The sequence below is a fragment of the Marinilabilia salmonicolor genome, from assembly GCF_003003035.1.
GTDB lineage: Bacteria > Bacteroidota > Bacteroidia > Bacteroidales > Marinilabiliaceae > Marinilabilia > Marinilabilia salmonicolor_A.
Genome location: NZ_PVTS01000015.1, coordinates 84,537 through 103,711 on the forward strand (window position 1 = coordinate 84,537; position 19,175 = coordinate 103,711).

The window sequence follows — 19,175 nt, forward strand, 5'->3', positions numbered from 1 at the left end:
CTAAAAAAATCACAACACTTACTGCGAAAAGTACAACCACAACTTCAGCAAAATTTCAGAAAACAATTTTGTACTATTTTGACCTAAAACAGAATTTTTCTGCCCCATTGCCACCACCTGTCTTTATTAATTTTGAATCAGTATTAAATCAACGCTGACATATAATAAAAACAGCAATTAAATAGTCAAATCTTAAAGAACACAGAGGTATGAAAAAAATTAATTTTCTTTTTTCTTTTATGATGATCTTTGCGCTTCTCTTTGCAGGATGCAGTGAAGATGATGAAATCAGTAGCGAAGCATTGCTTCCCTCTATGCTGAAGTATGCCGAAACCGGGAATGCCTTCCAGGGAAAAGCCCTGGAAACTCCCCGCCCTCTCATACAAAGTACATCCATCCCGATTTTTTCCATCGAAAGCGGCAGTGCCAGCGAAGGAGGAGAATTTATTGATGGTGTTTTTGAAATTGCAGACTCAACCGGTGTTATTACCTTACCCGACGGGAACCCGTTAATTGCAGGGGTCTATTCTCTCAACATTTCTGTAGAAAACAATGCCGGAAGCAAAACTTTTGAGAATGCCTACAGCGTAAAGATTTTACCCGCTAAGGCAGAAGAGCTTGTTTACGGAACCGGAACACCTGTATTGGTCAGGGGAACAGGAGATGCAACAGAAATTCCTACCTTCAGGGGTACTCAACCTGCAACATTTGCATTGGAAGGAGACACTGAATTTACCATCAACCCAGAAACAGGCGCAATTTCACTCCCTGCCGAAAGCACACTTGACGCAGGAAGCTATTCACTTACCATTACTGTAACGAATGAGGCAGGCACGGTAACTTTCGAAAATGCAGTAGCCATCCAGGTGGAGACAACTCCCTACAACCTGATTTACGAGCCCAACCAGATTAATGGTATTGAAACAGAACCTTCCCAAAGTGGAATTCCCGGAATTGAAGGCACCAACAATGAAGAAAACCCAATCGTTTTCTCTCTTGCTGATAACTATTCAGGTAATTTCTCAATTGACGATGGAAACGGACGCATCTCATTGATGAATGATCATACTTTGGCTGCAGGAAGTTATGCACTGGATGTAATCGCTGCCAACAATCATGGCGAGACGCTCTTTGAAGGAGCAATCACTTTTGACATTATTGAACTGGTAGAACTCCCTGCCTCCAATTTATTGTATAACCCAGACGCTTATTCGGTATTTGAAGGGTATGGATTTACCTCAGCACAACCAACAGTCGAAGGCACCACTCCCATCACTTATTCTTTGGCTGATGACTTAGGAGCACTGACCATCGATCCAGAAACCGGTATTATTACCCTTGCTGACGGACACAGTATTACCGCCGGGACCTACAGCATTGATGTTATTGCAACCAACACAGTAGATGCAGTAACCTTTACAGGAGCTGTAACACTTGAGGTTAAGGCAGCTGTAATAGAACAGGTATTTATTGACGGTTGGGAAGGACTTTCACCAGCAGCCGGAGAAACCCGCCTGGGTAATATGAAGCAAGTGTCTCTTGAAGGAACCCCTGTTCAGGCAGATAATAACCGTTGGGAGTTCGGATGGGGCAACTGGACTGTGCAGGATGTGGATGGCTTAAGTGCCAGAGGAGCCACGATGGTTCCCAATCGGACAAACAATGATGACTGGCTGATTGCAGAATACGTTGACCTGACCAACCATGCAATGGCAGAACTTTACCTGGCTGGTTATTCACGCTACGGAACCAACGACAACAACTCTCTGACACTGGTTGTTTCCACGGATTACATGGGTGATGTAACCACCGCCACATGGACTGAAGTACCGTTTGAATCGATACACAACTTCACCTCCTCACAGGAGCGAATTGTTGATCTTTCCGCTTTCGATGGCGAAGTAATTACCATCGCTCTGCGCCAGACAACCATTCCAACTATCACTGATACCGGAGAAGAAGATTATACCAACTGTACACGTACAACTTCTATCTGGAGATTTGCTGTAAATGCATTGAGTCTTCAATAAGAACAAACATTAGCAAAACAAATAAGAGGCTGCTCGTAAGGGTAGCCTCTTTTGTTTTATAATGTTGTTGCGTTTTTAAAAGGTCGAAGGTCTTTAAGCAATAGCCTGGGCGAACGCCCCAGGGAAATTGTAACAACTGAGGCTGTCCAAAAAGTCCAATTATTATGTCATTCTGAGCGCCTACCCCAAAAAAAGTTTGGAAAATAATGCGTAAATGACAGAATTGGCTCGTCCCTGGAAGGGGCAAATTTGAATAACTCCGGGTCGATAACCCGGAGTAAGGCTGAACGAATGGGATCAGGTCCCCGAATGGGGGCCAATAATTACAACCTTGATTTTAAATTTGTTGTAAAAACATATCATTGGTAGCTTGTCAAAGAATCTATTCGCTTAAAAGACAGATGTTTCGACTAAGCTCAACGTGAAACTTTTTTAGTGCTTCGGACTTTGGGGACAACGCCGGGAGGATTGATTTAAGCAAATTTCTAAAATGCTTCAGATGGTAAATCAGTTGAAGGGCACCTTAAAGGTGATGTTGTGTGTGACTCAAGGTTTAACCAAAATTATGATGCAAAAATGACTTTAAATCAAAACTCTGCCTATGTCTAAAAAATAGCGTGGGCTGATTTTCATTCTTTAGAAAATCAACCCACGCCACCCGGAATGCCTTCGAAAAAGCAGCACCTCAATGCTCTGATAACTAACCTATAACCACCTTCAACATTAATTCTTCCCCCATCTCGGGCACCACCTTTAGCAAATAAAGCCCCGGAACAAGAGAAGATACGGCCATTGGCGCCTCCGGTTCATTAAAATATTTCAGTAATTGTCCTGTAAGATCATACAATTCAGCATATTTAATTCGCGCTGAAGAAGAGAGATAAATAAAATCATGTGCAGGAACCGGATAAACTGTCACAGCTGATTCCCCAGAGACATCACCAATAGCGTTTGATTGTTTTAAAGAAACTACATAACGGTTCCAGGCCCCGGATTCAGCCGTAACCAGGACTGAAAGTTCACCGGGAAAATCAGAAGGCATCGTCACCTGAACATCTGAAGTCAACGACTCCGCCGGAGCTACAACCTTTGTAACGGACGAATCGGGTTTTACATCCACTTCGTAGTAAAAAACCAAAGGATCAAAACCGTTAAGTGTAGCACCTTCCAGTACTATATCAGCCAAAAGCGCATTTCTGTCCGGAGCAAAACCGGTCCACTCAATATTGTCAATGGCAAAGGCACAATCCTCTGCAGATGCATTACGAATGGAAATAACCACATCGCCCTGAATATTTAGATTCTCATAAGAAACCTGATAAATTTCTGTTCCTGTATGCTTAAAAAGATCAATGACCTCATCATTAATTTTAACCTCAATAATACGTTCCACTCCTTCTGCCCACAAATCCTTCACTTCAAAAGAGAGCGAACTTATACCCCCCGGTACAGGCTGCGACCAGACCCCAGCAGTTGTTGTGAAAGAATAAACTGAATTCCCGGAATTCAGATGACTGTCCCTTTTGGCATTGACATACCAGGTGAGGTCATTATTTCCAACAAAAGAGGTATTGACCCAGCCATCTTCCTGAAAGTTCTCAAAGTCCTCTATAAATGAGGAGGCTACAGAAACTTCCACATAATAATTTATACGGGTACCTTCCTGATCAATTACTGCCACCTGAATGTTTCCGGGAAAAGCCTCCGGCATCACCACATCCACTGCAAAACCCTCTAAACCGGGGATTGCTTTAACTACCGGAGTGTGATTCTGAGGAATAGTAATTTCTGTATTAAACGCTTCGGGGGTCCATCCCGAGGGGTGAGAGCCGTCAATCAAAAGTCCGGCCAGAAAAGGAGCTTCTTTTGCCAGTTCCACCTCCACCGGGAGTCCGTGAATAACCGTAAACTCCAGGGTAGTCAGATTGTCAGACTGTTCCACAACCCGGCATTTTTGGTCATCAGCATTCGACAAAGAGAAACGCCCGTTCAATACAATTTGAACCTTTCGTTCTTTTGCCTCGGCTGTGTGAACCAAAGTAGTAGGAGCTTCCATATTAATGGCCGGATCTGCCAGACTCAGATCATATTTTCCACCGTCTTTCTCCCTGGCCATTACCAACACCGGATAGTTGGCTGCTGACACCAATGCATCACTAACACTATCGGTTGCTTCAAACACAACAAAACCGGTAGTGGACGTTATTTCATCCTTCACTACATGAGCTACATTGTCTTTTCGCAATACTTTATAAGAAGCAGTTTCTTCACTACTCATATCACTTCCAAAAGCAGCCAATTCGTCAACAGAACTCTGCACAAGAATGGCATACTCATATCCGGCATCTGATGGAGCTACCCCGTGATCAATAACAGCCGATGCAAAATTTCCATAATTCACCGCTTTTGTCTTATTGTCACGCGACTCCTGATTCTGCTTCAAAATGCGAAATTTACCCTGAGGAATATAATAACCATTTCCTTTATTATCTCTGATTGTAACAGGGGTTTCCGAATCAATAGTTCGATCTATCGGGAAACTGTAGGTCACTTCTCCATCAATGACCAACGGTTCAGCGGTACTACCCAGCGAGGCCTGAAACAAGGTGGTTTCGGTGGAATATTGAGTATTGGAATTATTTATATTGCTTCCAAGACAGACAATTCGGTTGTCAAAAGCAAAAACGGACTTCCGGGCTACAAAATCATCCGTATAATTGGTGTAGTTGTTTTCATCCAAAATCATTCCAAATATACCATTGTCACCCAAAGTATTACCACCCGCAAATTCCACTTTATCGGAGCGCTCATTGATATTGCCGCCGCTGTAGTTCAGTATATCGAAAGGCAAATGAATGGTCGTTGCACCGGGCATGCGGTTCCAGTCCCATCCAGGCAACTCATAACCACTGGAAACTGCGGACACAGGATTTCCCGTACCGAGAATCTGGACAGTTCCGTAACTTTGATATCTGCCATACCGGTTGTCTCCGGTATAAATTTCAGTTCCGGTAACAATTTTATTAAATCCTTTTACTGCCACCAGCCAATCGTCGCGACGATGAAGATTCAAGGCTCCATAATTCACTGTTTTATTACCGACAGGAGGCTCTGCAGCCTGAATCCCCATGGAAGAAAACTCATTGTAAAGATCATTCTGATATCGGGTGAGCCTCATAAACTCCGCAGCCATTTCCGTATCAAAAGGAGATGCAGCTTTTGCAAAATACCCAAATGCATTAATGGCCCCGGTTCCCAGAACCTGATTGTGCGGATGACGGCCGCTTACACTGCTGGCCATTGACACCTCATTGGCATACCAGGCATGCACTTTCAGTCCCTTTTTTAAATTGTCCATTCCTTCCTGCGTAAGTGTAAACACAGAATTCCCCAGATAAAACAACGTTGTTCCCAGGCCCGCATATCCGCCATTGGCATAAGGGCCATAGAGCATACCGTGATGAAAACCAGCCCCATCAGGCTTAATGCCTCCAATAGTTCCCGGCCCCGGCTGCAAAGTGGCACTTACCCATTTTGTAAATGAATTCATGTCACGAACCAACTCGGGCGAATCCTCACGCATCATCACTGCCATAAGTCTTCCCGAAAGAATGGTATTCCAGGCATCCATAATCCCCTGATAATTGTCCACCTGCGGCAATTGCCGGATCTCAGGCACTCCGGACCAATATTGTATTAAATCAAATGCTTTCTGAAATTGCCCCAACTCCCGAAGTTTATTCTGCATCAACCATACCGCTTTGGGGTAACTCCGGTAATCGTACCCGTAATGGTGATTAGTTCCCATACCGCTACCCACTGCAAAACCCTGATCAATGAACCAGTCCAGCATATCCACAAACATTTGATCAAAACCGTTAAGCTGACTATGATACCAACCCTTGGCGATGTCATAAAAAAGATACTCCACATCTTTCAGCCGCTTATCTCCATTGCCGGCCACATATTCATCGCTGGCTACAAGGGCAGGTCCTGTAATTGAAGTACCTATTCGTTGAATGTTAAGGGCCTCAAACGCTGCCCTTATCTCCGTCTCTCGTGTTGCAGTGATTGGGGAGCCTTCCACATCAATAGTTATACGATCACGAACAGCACTAAGCACTGTAAGTTCTTCAGGAGAAACAGCTGCGGGAAGAGCTTGTTCATACTCATAAGTGCTGTGCCAGTGCCACAAAGCAGCCCAATGATTGGCATTCATCTCCGGATTAATAAATGGAAGTTGTGCATCGGGTGTTACCCTGTCGTTGATGCGAACGGAAGGAAATTTCATGCGGTCAAAGAAAAGAGTGCCTCCGGTAGAAGTTGCAGGAGCTTTAATCCTTAATGTACGAAGGTTCTTATTGCTCTTGGAACCAGACATGTCCTCATCAAAGCGAATCCAACAGGCGCGCCACCCTGTAAAGTCAAGGTGATATGGGAAATAATACTGAACCGCATTGTTGTCATCCAGGTATTCGAACAACAAATCTGCATTTTGGGGATTCTCATTGTAAATCCACAAAATCATTCCACCTTTATAAGTCCTGCAGGCTTGCTCCATCCCGGCAGGATTTTCAATGGTCAACTGTCCCTGTGGCTGCCATGCCCACTGAATGGATTGCTGCCCCATTTTGTAATGATCGGATGAAACCGACAATCCCGATGCCGACCATCCGGCGGGTATGCTCCCTTCCAGTCCCAGATAATCTTGTGCATTGACAAACAAGCCACATAAGAACATTATAATCACAATACTTTTCTTCATCATACGAAGTTTAATTGATTTTTATCGCCGGTCAAAAGTCAAACCCGACACACTTTTTGAAATCAACGCTCTGCCGAAATTTAATCCAGAAATCAGGAAAAAGATGGCCCCCTAAAAGATACAGGAGCCACCTTACCCCTACCCCAAGTCAAAATTTATCGTTTTATTGTTTTAAAAACTTTCCGATTCTCGTTGCGCCATCCTGCATTTCCATTCGCACAATATAAATTCCATCCACTAAATCAGAAACATTAATTGCAGCAGATAGGTCCGACACCCATTTCACCTGGTGGCCACTCATATTATAGATACTACAGGAAGATACGTTGTGGCCTAAAAGAAGTTTCCGGGCAACCGGATTTGGACTAAGTAACTGCTCAACCGGTCTTTCAACACTTGAAATTGAGGTTGGAACAGTGGTTCCGTCAGCAACTTCGGTGACTTTGAGTTCAGCAATTTCCCATTTTCCCGGGCGGTCTTCAATCGAACTATAAGCTGAATTGTTTATATCATATTGATAGCGGAACGCCAAATAAATAGTTTGACCTTGGTATTCACTAGGCAGAACCACCAAATCATTTATCCAACCGGCATCTTCTGCTGCAAGGTTGGGAGTAATATTCACCCAGGAAGTATTTACTGCATCTGGAGTTGTGCCATCCGTCTCAAAGACCAAATTCTTTGTCACCAACAACTGCCTGTTTGCCACATAATCTCCCGCAGAATAGCGAAATCGATTCCAAAAAGAAACCTGAATCTCCTGATTTGTGTTGTTTGGAATTATCAAAGGATTAGTAATGGCATAAACATCAGTTGAATAATGAACACCATTAATTTCGGAGGTACTAGTCAAGGCTCTCTGTTCTGCTTCCATTGCATAATCAAGTGATGAGGCCAAATCAGTAATATCAACACGATTCATCACCTTTCCATCAGCAGCACCTGAAACAACAACCACCTTCACAAATCCATTTGGCCTTGGAGGATCTACATATCCATTATTGTTCCAATTGTCGTACCTAAATGTCGGATAAAAAGGCAACTGGGCCTCTTGTCCGAAAGCAAATACGACAGCAAAAAAAGCTATCATTCCTGTAAGTAAAAATTTTTTCATAACGTAGATTTTTCAAAATTAGAAACTTCAACAAATCTATGCTATAGTCCTGTGAAACAGGTTTTAAATTCGTTCACAAACAGGTACAAAATTGTACACTAAAAACATTTTTCATAACAAAGTTTTTCCCAGAAACAGAGCAATCCCTGCTCATTGAAACAATGGCAGGGATTTTCAAATGAAACGAGCATGATATTTTTTAAGCATAAATATCACAAACCGCTTGTCGCTGAAGCTTTAGCGGAGGCACAAGATTATCTTTAAAAATATGATGCGAGAGCGAAGCGATTCCATTCGTTCCCAAATTTTTAATTGATTATTTATCAAAGTGTTACGAAACTTTAAGGCTGTAGTTTATAGTTGCGTATAAATTTTTAGAGGTTGCTTCGGGGTAGACCCTACCAATGACAGATTTTTGTAATAAGCGATAAATCAGCAAAATAATAGTTGGCCCCCTTTCGGGGACCCGGTCCCATTTGTTCAGCTTAACCCGGGTCGTTAACCCGGGGTAATTCAAATTTGCCCCCTTCGGGGACGGGCCAGTTATGTCATTAACACATTATGCTTCAAAGAATTGAGTCATAATGAGAATATAACAAGCTGAGATGCTCAATATTAAAACTCCAGGAAAGAATATTTGTGAAGCAGGTGCGGCGGATTCTTTCTTGGGAAAGCGGCAAAGCCGAAGCCGATCCGCCGTTAAAGACGAAACGGCGGATCGGCGCTCAGCTTTGCTGCTTTGCTTGCCAAAGAATCCGCCGCACCTAATCTGTCATTGGTAGGGCAAAGCCCGAAGCAATCTCTAGTGAAATAAACGCTATTTTAAACTAAAGCTTAATGACTAAACAAAACCCGAATGATTATATTAAAATTCACTGGAGGAAGGAACCTTATATTTCTCATGGTTCTTTTTAATGTTTTCATGCCATTGATAATAACGGCTCATCATCCTTCCAACCAACTCCGGAGGCCTCTTTGCCAGGTTGTTGCTTTCACCAATATCTGCCGAAAGATCATACAACCCATAAGTCCCGGAAGTCCCGTAAAACCGTAATTTCCAGTTTCCGTAGCGTACTGCCCAGCCATTCAGATCACCGTTGTAGGTACGATCGTGACGCGCCAGGGCTCCATCAGGGTCATCATAAGTTTTTGGTTCACCGGTAGGGTGAAACCCGGTCCAAAAGAGCCATTCATGAGGAGCTTCAGCTACTTCACCCTGAATTGCGGGCAATAAACTGACCCCGTCAATTTCTCTGTCCCGGGGCGTTTCCATTCCAAGTGCATCATGCAAAGTGGGAAAGATATCCATTCCGCTTACCATTTTATCAAAAACACGGCCTCCTTTAATTTTTTCAGGCCATGAGACCACCATAGGTACGCGAATACCCCCTTCATCCAGAATGTATTTATTGCCTCGCAATGGGTCATTGATTGCATAAGTACGGGGGCTACCGCCATTATCAGAAATAAAAACAACAATGGTATTTTCACGCAGCCCCTTCTCTTCAAGATTACCAAGCAATGCTCCAATGGCATCATCCATTCTGTGCAAATGATACAGATATCTTTTTCTTCCTTCCGGAGTGTTTGGTTTCACTGTATTCACATACCACTCCAGATATTCGGCCCAGGTACCTGTTTCCGGATCCCAGTCGGGAACTTTTTCCACCCCCATTTTTTTCAAATCTTCTTCAGGTATCTGATGAGTAAATAAATGTACCGCATTGAATGAAACCATTAGAAAAAAAGGATCACGCTGATGCCTATTGATGAACTCCAAAGACTTATTAAGAATAATATCAGTGGAATAACCGGTGGTATCCTTTAGTTGCTCATTCTCCCAGAAAGGCCCGATTCCGAGATGATTGGCCATTTTAGTGGTAAAATCCTCTCTGTCTGCCGCTTTATGTCGCAGGTAATCCATGGTACCCCCTTCTTTACCATAAAAGTAATCAAAACCGTGATTGGTGGGAAACTCAGGAGCTTCTGGACCGGCATAACTGCCGTAATGGGATTTCCCAACCATTCCGGTAGAATATCCCTGCTCTTTAAGCTGCTCAGCAAGGGTGATTTCCGAATCCGGGAGCGATGCACCATAATTGTACACTCCCCAACGCTGCTGCTGTCGCCCGGTAAGGATAGACATCCGCGAAGGGCTGCAAATAGACATGGTCACATAAGCATTGGAGAAACGAACACCTGAGTTGGCAAGGTTGTCAAGGTTGGGAGTTTTTACATCCGGGCGTCCACCAAAAGCTCCAAAATCAGCATATCCCTGATCGTCGGATACAATCAACAATACATTTGGTTGGGCTCCAGGTTTTCCGGAAGTATCAGCATCCGGGGAGCCACACCCCAGTAATCCCACAGCAGCAGTGACTTCCATGGCAAGGAAATAACTGCCAAAACGATTATTTATTCTCATATGATTTGAATTAAAAAAAAGATGCCACCCCCGAAGGACCGGCATCTTTCCCTGTTCAAAAAGTATTTATCTTTTTATCATCCATTATTTTTATTCCCAGGAAGCATGTTGGTCCAAAGCTTCATTCATGGTTACTTCCTGAAGAGGATAAGGCAAAACAGTATGTTTCGAAGGGTTAAAGTTTAACCCGGCTCTTTTAAAATTATCCTTGCTTCGGTCAGAACTGCTGGCATTGTCAATCATCTGATTTTGAAGAGCAAGAGTCTCACCCAGAATTCCCCATCGAATCAGATCATGCTTCCGATGCCCCTCATAACAAAGTTCACGCAGTCTTTCTGCTCTGACTTCTGCTCTGAAAGCTTCCTTTGATCCAACCAGACCGGCATCTATATCATCCAGTCCTGCGCGGTTGCGCACCTGATCAAGATAAGCAATGGCATTTCCCGGGCCGTTAACTTCATTTTCAGCCTCAGCCATCATCAACAATACATCAGCATATCGAAGTACCGGGAAATTGATACCGGTAAAGTTTTTATCAGGGGAAGCTGCATCTTCCAACAATCGATAACTTCCTGACCCATCTTTAATGTTTCCGAAGGTAATGGGCTCCCAACGACGAAACTTACCAGGCCAAAACAATAATTCATTGTCAATTGGATCAATAGACCCGTCACTTTTACAGATCCAGTCAGCTACGTTCCATTCTTTACGTTGGTCATTCTCATCGTCATAACTTCTCACCAAACCAATGGCTGTTTGAGCCAGAGCGTAAGCAAAAGGTTCGGTCCGGGTAGGCCAGTAATAAAACTGCACACCGTTTATCTGACCAATTCGTCCGTCTTCACGGATTCCCTGATCCCGCAACATTCCAAATTCAATTTCAAACATTGATTCTTTGGGATCATATTCATTCTGAATATAATTGAGGAAGACCTGTTTGTAAGAATCATTCAGTCTGTGCCAGCCATCGTTAATAATGATGTTGCACTGTTCAACAACCTTCCCGTACATTTCAGTTTTATTCAGTGGCTCCCCGGCCATTGTTATGTAAGCTCTTGCCAACAACCCATGAGCTGCCATTTTACTGGCACGTCCGGGGGTATCCAACTCACTTGCATGCTTCAGATTCTCAGCGGCAAAAGTGAGGTCAGCTATAATTTGATTATAGACCTCCTCCACCGATGATGCAGGTATATTGTTGGCATCCACATTGCGGGTAGGCTCCACACGAAGTGGTACAGGCCCCCAAAAGCGTACCAGATCCATATAGTATAAAGCTCTCAGAAAATGAGCCTCTCCAAGATACTGAGCACGCTCCTCTTCGGTAATTCCGGTAGCTCCGGGAACCCTGTCAATAAAATTATTAGCCGCATCAATACCTTTGTAAAGGTTCAACCAGGCATCTTTCACTGTGGTGGATGCTGCGGTACCAATGTAAAGAGCTTCCGCCCAATTGGTATTGGTACGGTTATACAACATCTCGTCTGTTCCTGCAGCCAGGACAGCCGATAAACTCTGCCCGTAAGTGGCATCCATCCCCAGATAACTGTACATTCCGGCAAGTCCCAGTTCCACATCACTCTTATTTTGGTAGAAATTCTCCACCACCCAGTTCGACTTGGGTTCTACCGACAGGTAATCATCACACCCGCTAAAACCAATTAGTACAAGGGGAAGCATGATTAACATGATTATATTTCTTTTATTCTTCATTGTATTCAATTTTTAGACAACAACTTATCTTTCTTCAAATCAAGACTAATTCTCTTAGAATTTCACTTCCAATCCGGCACTAATCACAGTACTGATAGGATATGCAGAATAATCAAGACCGGGCGTCAAAGCACCATATTTACCGACAGAAACTTCCGGATCATATCCTGAATAGTTGGTCCAGGTAAGCAGGTTCTGAGCGGACAAATAGATTCGGGCAGACTTTAAACGAAGTGCACTGAGTGCGGGTGCTCCTAACGAATAGCCCAAAGAAATCGTCTTCAATCTGATATATGATCCATCCTCTACATAGTAGTCGGATACCAGGTTCCCGTCCTGGGGAACACCAAGCACATTGTTGAATTCATAGGCCTGAACTTCATTCGTCGGGTTGGAGGGCGTCCAACGATCGGCCACAGGGGCCAGTGAATTGTATTCAATACCTAAAATTCCGGGATTCTCGAACATTATTCGGTTGGCATTGAGAATATCATTTCCGTAACTCCACTGGAAGAATACCTGAAGATCAAAGTTTTTATACTTAAAATCGTTGGTAAAGCCTCCGAAGTGCACCGGATGAGGATCACCGATTACTTCACGATCCATCTCATTGATAGTTCCATCTCCATTCTGATCAACAAACTTCACACTACCCGGTGCTACATTACGGCCGTTGTCGGGCAATCCTTCCTTCAGAATGTAATCACCCGTAGAAGCATCAAAGTTGAAATCATCCATTTGATAGACACCATCTCTTCTCAATCCATAAATCATACCCACAGGCTCACCAACTTTAGTGATGTATTGATATTCAGAAAAACGGAAGTACCAGTCGGGATTGGTATAAAGTGCATCCTGTCCGGAGTTTAGTCCCACAGTTTTATTCTTATTAAACGATATATTAAAGGCTGATGACCATCTGAAATCTTTGGTTTGAACATTCACGGTGTTCAAAGAAAACTCAAGGCCCGAGTTTTCCACCTCTCCAACATTCTGAGTCAGATAAGCATACCCGGTACTAAGTGCCATGTCGGCATCCAACAAAAGGTCTTCAGTATTTTTCTTATAGTAGTCTGCCACAATATTGATCCTGTTGTCCACAAAACCCATATCGATACCAAGGTTTATCTGTTTAGTAGTCTCCCATTTAAGATTTTCATCAGCAAGATTCTGATGATAGACACCCAGATGATAATCATTGCCAAAATAATAACCACTATAGGCATCATAATTCAACATAGAGAAAGCTGTATAATCACCAATTCTGTTATTGCCGGTAACTCCCCACCCTCCTCGAAACTTAAGATTAGAGAACACATTCAGGTCTTTTACAAAATCCTCTTCAACAGCTCTCCAGGCAAATGACATGGATGGGAAATATCCCCAACGATTTTCTTGGTTGAACTTGGAAGATCCATCGGCACGGTAATTGACTGTAGCCAGATATTTTCCCTGATAGCTGTAATTCAAGCGTCCAAAGAACGAAGTCAGCATATTCTCCGAAGCATATGATTCAGGAATATCAGGGGCTGTTCCCACCTGAATTTTATCGGTTCCGAAATCATCAATAGGCATATTTTTATTTCTTGCTCTGAAATACTCATTATTTCTGGATTGTGCCTCAAAACCGGCCATTGCATTCAAGCTATGATTGCCAAAGCGGTTGTCGTACTTCAAAGTATTAGAAGTTGAAAGCATCAGGTCACGACGATCAGTCAGAGTACCGTTAATACCATCGGGCGAGCGAGAACCCTGATAAGTATCCAATGCATAAAAAAGTGACTCTTTGCGGTTGTTGGCCTGATAAGTTCCGGCCAATGTCAACACCATATTAGGTGCAAGATCCTGGTTCAAAAAGAGGTTTCCACGAATCACATCCATGCGGGTAAAACGATCAGTATTTTCTAATGTTTTTACGGGATTAAAACGAAGATCATTGGGGTCGGTAGTATCCAGTCCGCCCTCTTTACCATCGTCATTAACCGGGCTGATGGGACGGAAAGTAACTGCATCACGAATAATACTGTTGCGGTTGTTTCCTGACACATTCAAACCATCTCTTTTAATGTAGGAGTAATTTACATAGCCCCCAACCTGAGTTTTGTCAGAAATCCGGTGTCTGAACTTAAGATTATTGTTAATTTTATTAAAACCTGTATTCAACAGCGTCCCTTCCTGATCGGAATAGTTAACCGAGAAAATCACATTGGTCTTTTTATTACCTCCACGTACAGAGATGTAATGATTCTGCATCCAGGCTTCACGGAAAATTTTATCCTGCCAGCTAACGGGTGATTGTCCTCTCTCCGCAAGTGCAGCCTCGGAATAAAGTTCAGGATCGACCCAAAACTCACGGAATGTGGCTTCATACTGTCCCCCTTTGGGAACCTGTATCTCTTCCAGGTAAGAAACATAATCGTATGGACGCATCACTTCCAAACGCCCGGGAATGTATTGTAATCCTGCAGAAGTATTAAAGGTCACTTCGGTAGAGCCATCTTCGAGTCCGCCTTTGGTTTCAATAAGAATAACACCGTTGGCTCCTCTGGAACCATAAATAGCTGCAGACGATGCATCCTTCAACACATCAAAACTTTTAATATCGTGCGAACTGATAGATGCCGGATCAAAATCCTCCATTGGCATACCATCCACTACATATAATGGTGAGTTGTCGCCTGTAATGGAGTTTCCTCCGCGAATCACGATATTCAAACCTTCACCGGGTGTTCCATCAGCAGCAGAAACCTGCACTCCCGCAACGCGACCGGCCAACGCCTGGTCGTAGTTAGAAACCGGACTCTTTACAAGGTCTGAGGCCTTAACCTGCGCCACAGCACCGGTCACATCCTTTTTTCTGATGGAGCTGTATCCAACCGACACCACCTCATCAAGCATCATATCCTCGGCCTTCAATACAACATCAATATTATTCAAATTACCTACTTCTCTCTCCATGGTTTCAAAACCAATGAAAGAGAAAATCAGAATATCCTCAGGAGCCGCCTGCATAGAATAATTTCCTTCCATATCGGAAATGGTTCCCTGGGTGGTTCCCTTGATTAGAATATTCACTCCCGGTATAGGCAGGCCGTCTCCGTCCACAACGGTACCGGAAATTTGCTTATCCTGTGCAAACAAACTGGTGGTTGCAAGGACAATAAATACAATAAATGCCAGATATCTCTTCATTACTATAACTTTTTCAGTTTGAAAATTTTCAGAAACGAATTTCTCTAAAACTTCATCACCTTATTCATTATTGGTCCGTCTGAACCTGCATACTTATTAAATATGCTTCATGGTGAAAAACATTACCAGATCCGCTTCTTTTTATTCTTTATAGGAATAACATTCCATCGATCCTCATTTGATCAAAAGAATTGTTTTATTCTGCTGGGGTTTCAAAGGTTACCGAATAACCGTTTTCAAAAACAGCTTCGGCGTAAATAGTCTCTACTTTGATGTCAAAATCGTAAGTATCGACACTTAAAGTATTACCCGCAGGTGCAGTAATGGCTCCATTTGTAGCATCAATTACAAATGTTTGTTTCTCATCGGAAGTAATCTCATGCCCTTGTGCGCGTACATCTTCAATAGCATAAAACACTTTGTTGCCACCGGCCTCCACCACAGGAATACCACTATTAAATGCTTCACCAATAAAAGCATTTACAGTTTCAGCATAGTTAAGTTCGACAGGTGGTTCTTTAGAAAATTCCTCTTCTCTGAAAGTATCCTCTTCACATGCAATAAATAGTGAAGCGAAAATCAGAAACACCAAATAAACTTTTTTCATAACCTTTGAATTTTAAATAATTTTCAGTTTCATTAACAACACAAATTTATTTGGAACCACTCTCCAAGCCGGGGTAAAATCATTCGTAAAATGTATCAAATTGTCCACGAAAGGATGTACAAAAACCACGACCCCAAGCCAACCTACTTATTATCAATGCTATGAATCTTCAAATGATACGATTTGCCCTGATGCGAAAGAATCCGAAAAACAGTCTTTTTTTCAGAAATATGTTCCCAGTCCAGAAGTTTTGTACGATTATGGTCATCATAAAGGGGTTTCCACAAACCGCGGAGAGTTACTTCAAGAATCATCTCTTTACTATCATTGTATTTCCACGGACGGGAATAAATGCTGCGTTCCACCCTTTTGCCATTTTCATATACCTCGTCCGCTTCCCCCTCATAAAGAGCAAGATCGGGATTGGAAAGATGCAAATTAAAGTACCCGTTGGCCGGCTGCGTAATGGCCATGCAGGGGATGTTGGTTGCTTCTATTAATCCGGCGTCGTTATCTGATGCAGCTTCAAAAAACACATAACCGGTTTGATCGGTCGGTTTATTGTAAACCACATGACTCTTAGCAGTTTGTTTCAAAATCTCATAGTCGGCCGGATCAATATCTTTTTTAAATTTTTTATTATTTATTTGCGGATAAACGCAATAATGATATGATTCTTCCAGGGGAGCCGTTCCATGTGTAATCACCCCGGCAGCAAATTGTCCGTTGGTTTGTTCTCCGCTTCTCTGATCTCTGGAATACTGTCTGCCCTGTTTTAAAAACACCTGGTCTTCCGGCACATAATAACCGTTGTTTTTGTTATCCACAATAAAGTAAGATCCCTTATGTAACAAGGTATCCTTTGTTTGTGAATCCAATGCTACATCATTTACAAAGACAGGTGGGTCCTGAGATGTTTGATAATTCTGAAACAATACCGTTTCGGTAGGACGGTCAGAATTTTCATTTTCGATGCCCGACCCCAGACAAACAATCTTATCATCGAAGAAGAACCAAGATTTTCGAGCACGTAAGGATCCCTGATATTTATCGTGTTCGTGAAGTATGAAAGCAAAAACACCATTTCTGTTGTTGGCATGCACACCACCCGCAAAAACTTCATCCGAAAAGAGCATCTCCTCATATCCGGAGTATTGATCCACATTTCGAACATCGGCTTTCAACTGATCAACAGGGAGGTTTACAACCGTCGTGCCGGGAAAGCGATTCCAGTCCCACCCTTTCTGAACATAACCACTGGCACGATTTGTCACAGGCTCTCCGTTACCCATAATCTGCAACTGTCCATGTGCCAGATAGCGTCCGTAGAGATTGGCTCCCAGATAATGTTCAGCTGCCCATAAATAACGGGAATGCCCCCGAACAGAAACCGCCCAATGATCTCGCCGATGAATGGCTGAAGCAGCATAAGGCATAACTTTAAATCCGGAAGGATCCTGTTCGGGCTTAATGTCTGCATCTGCAAAAAGTTTATGGTATTCTGTTGCTTGCTCATACTGCGTTAGCCTGAGATAAGCAGCAGCCAACTCCTCATCAATCGTCTTTTCCCCATCGGGTGAACCTGCTAATGCAAGAATAGCATACTGCTCGGGAACCAAAGATTCCGTCCCCCTGGGATGTCTTCCCGACATAGCCACAGGCCACTGCTGGAGATTGCAATAAAAACGCATTGCCAACAACGCATTTTTTAAGGTCTCGTGAGCTTCATAGGAAACCTGAAAAGGTGTTCCGCTCAAAAAACGAACAACACGAACAGCACCATTCAGGCCACCAATGGCATAGGCCGGATAATGATTGGCATGGTGATATACTGAACCGTCTGCCTTAAAAGAATCTTTGAGTCCGGGAGCAGGCAAAAGACCATTTTCTATCCACCTGGAATAATTCTTCAGATAACACACCTTCGCGGGGGAATCTTCCATTATTAAAATCGACGCCAGGCGTCCCAAGGCCTGAGTATTAAAAGCGTCCATATCCATACCCGGTTCCGAAGGCACAACATTCACTTCATTGACGATAGCATACCACTGCATATCCCGAATTGCATCATCAAGGAGTCCTTCCTCTTTCAAAGCAGACTTCATCAAAAACAAAGCATCGTAATAATCCCGCCAACTATAACCATAATGGTGAATCGTACCCATTCCGCTGCCAAAAGCAACCCCCTGATCACGCAAATGCGCATACATATGAATAAACATTCGCTGCAACTCTCGACGCTGCTCAACATCATCTGATTTTCTAAACGACTGCGCAATATTGAGCATCAACCCGAAATAACGCTTCAAGTCATTACGATTCTTCCTGAAATGCGAGGTAACCGAACGCCCCTCAAGTGGTATATACAGCTCAGCATGCCGAACAAACCAAAGTGGCATCCCGGTTACATGGGGACCTTCAACCTTAATGTTATAAAAATCAAACCCTTTGCGCAAGAGATTCATTCTCTTCCCCGAAACCTTCCCGGTATTTAAAAGATCATCTTCAAAATGCCTTTCGATAGTCCTGATGGAACGCTTCTCAGCCGGAGTAACCACCTCATTCCCGGAACAGCGAAGTGAAATGCGACTCATCTTATCCAAAATCAGCCAATGGTTGGTCGTATTCTTATTTACAAAGGGCACCTGCCTGTCTGGCGTATGGTGTCGATTATCAATAGGAATACTGAGCACCATATGATCCAGATAGATATCGCCCGAGGAAACTGATTCAGGTGATTCTATCCGTAAGCGATTCATCTTCGTCCCGGGTTCACCCTGCATATCACGACCAAAAGATACCCATGCGGCACGCCAACCGGAGTAATTCAACCCTAAAGAAAACCAGGTGTTTGTGGTGCTATCAGTGCTAAAAACAAAACGAAGATGGTCATCCACCGGTTTCTCGTTAAAAACCCAGACTACAAACGAAGAAAGAACATAACCTTCGTCTTCCACATCATATTTTCTATAACCAATCTCCTCATGAAGAGTTATTGCCCCGGCTCTATTCCATTTCCAACGAAGAGATTTTTCACCATGTCTAAAGTGTGCTTCAGAAACCTCAATCGTATTTCCCGGGGTTGATTCCCATTTATTTTCATTAAAAGATTCAAAAGAGATGATTTTGTCATGGAAGAAATCCTGTGCTTTGACGCTAAGTGTCAAAAAAAGAACCAATAAAACAATCAGTAATTTCGAAAAACTTGTTCTCATAAAAACATTTCTGTAATGGATTTTTATTGACCAGACATCATTCTCAGAGTCTGACTTGACATGAGCCGACGCGTTGCATTCATTCAGCAAATCAGTCTGCTAAAAGTAGATACG

Annotated in this window: 8 protein-coding genes; 1 reads left to right on the plus strand and 7 read right to left on the minus strand. The window is 43.1% G+C overall.

The annotated features are described in order from the left end of the window. Positions 1–209 precede the first annotated feature (209 nt). On the plus strand, positions 210–2,030 hold the full coding sequence (locus tag BY457_RS14480) for a surface glycan-binding family protein (protein ID WP_106154044.1): 1,821 nt from the start codon (positions 210–212) through the stop codon (positions 2,028–2,030). 700 nt (positions 2,031–2,730) lie between these two features. Here the strand turns inward: BY457_RS14480 and BY457_RS14485 are convergent. From BY457_RS14485 to BY457_RS14515, 7 genes are all read right to left on the minus strand, one after another. Continuing rightward, positions 2,731–6,795, minus strand: coding sequence for a chondroitinase family polysaccharide lyase (locus BY457_RS14485; protein WP_181256491.1), 4,065 nt, complete (start codon positions 6,793–6,795; stop codon positions 2,731–2,733). A 163-nt stretch (positions 6,796–6,958) separates the two neighbouring features. Continuing rightward, positions 6,959–7,909, minus strand: a complete 951-nt coding sequence (locus tag BY457_RS14490; RefSeq protein ID WP_106154046.1) for a T9SS type A sorting domain-containing protein — start codon at positions 7,907–7,909, stop codon at positions 6,959–6,961. A gap of 865 nt (positions 7,910–8,774) precedes the next feature. Then, a complete protein-coding gene (locus BY457_RS14495; RefSeq protein ID WP_181256492.1) occupies positions 8,775–10,334 on the minus strand; it encodes a sulfatase family protein in 1,560 nt (519 codons plus the stop codon). A 90-nt stretch (positions 10,335–10,424) separates the two neighbouring features. Further along, positions 10,425–12,047 (minus strand): RagB/SusD family nutrient uptake outer membrane protein, encoded by a 1,623-nt coding sequence (locus BY457_RS14500; RefSeq protein ID WP_106154048.1) that lies wholly within the window; start codon positions 12,045–12,047, stop codon positions 10,425–10,427. A gap of 54 nt (positions 12,048–12,101) precedes the next feature. Next, entirely contained in the window at positions 12,102–15,239 is a 3,138-nt protein-coding gene (locus BY457_RS14505; RefSeq protein ID WP_106154049.1) for a SusC/RagA family TonB-linked outer membrane protein, read from the minus strand. 196 nt (positions 15,240–15,435) lie between these two features. Next, the gene (locus tag BY457_RS14510; RefSeq protein WP_106154050.1) at positions 15,436–15,846 is read right to left on the minus strand and encodes a hypothetical protein; all 411 of its coding nucleotides are present in this window, start codon (positions 15,844–15,846) and stop codon (positions 15,436–15,438) included. 143 nt (positions 15,847–15,989) lie between these two features. Further along, entirely contained in the window at positions 15,990–19,061 is a 3,072-nt protein-coding gene (locus BY457_RS14515; RefSeq protein WP_106154051.1) for a chondroitinase family polysaccharide lyase, read from the minus strand. Positions 19,062–19,175: the final 114 nt, after the last annotated feature.

Coding starts and splice junctions, on each gene's coding strand:
- BY457_RS14510 (WP_106154050.1), bottom strand. CDS start 15,846: ATGAAAAAAGTTTATTTGGTGTTTCTGATTTTCGCTTCACTATTTATT.
- BY457_RS14515 (WP_106154051.1), bottom strand. CDS start 19,061: ATGAGAACAAGTTTTTCGAAATTACTGATTGTTTTATTGGTTCTTTTT.
- BY457_RS14495 (WP_181256492.1), bottom strand. CDS start 10,334: ATGAGAATAAATAATCGTTTTGGCAGTTATTTCCTTGCCATGGAAGTC.
- BY457_RS14490 (WP_106154046.1), bottom strand. CDS start 7,909: ATGAAAAAATTTTTACTTACAGGAATGATAGCTTTTTTTGCTGTCGTA.
- BY457_RS14480 (WP_106154044.1), top strand. CDS start 210: ATGAAAAAAATTAATTTTCTTTTTTCTTTTATGATGATCTTTGCGCTT.
- BY457_RS14505 (WP_106154049.1), bottom strand. CDS start 15,239: ATGAAGAGATATCTGGCATTTATTGTATTTATTGTCCTTGCAACCACC.
- BY457_RS14485 (WP_181256491.1), bottom strand. CDS start 6,795: ATGAAGAAAAGTATTGTGATTATAATGTTCTTATGTGGCTTGTTTGTC.
- BY457_RS14500 (WP_106154048.1), bottom strand. CDS start 12,047: ATGAAGAATAAAAGAAATATAATCATGTTAATCATGCTTCCCCTTGTA.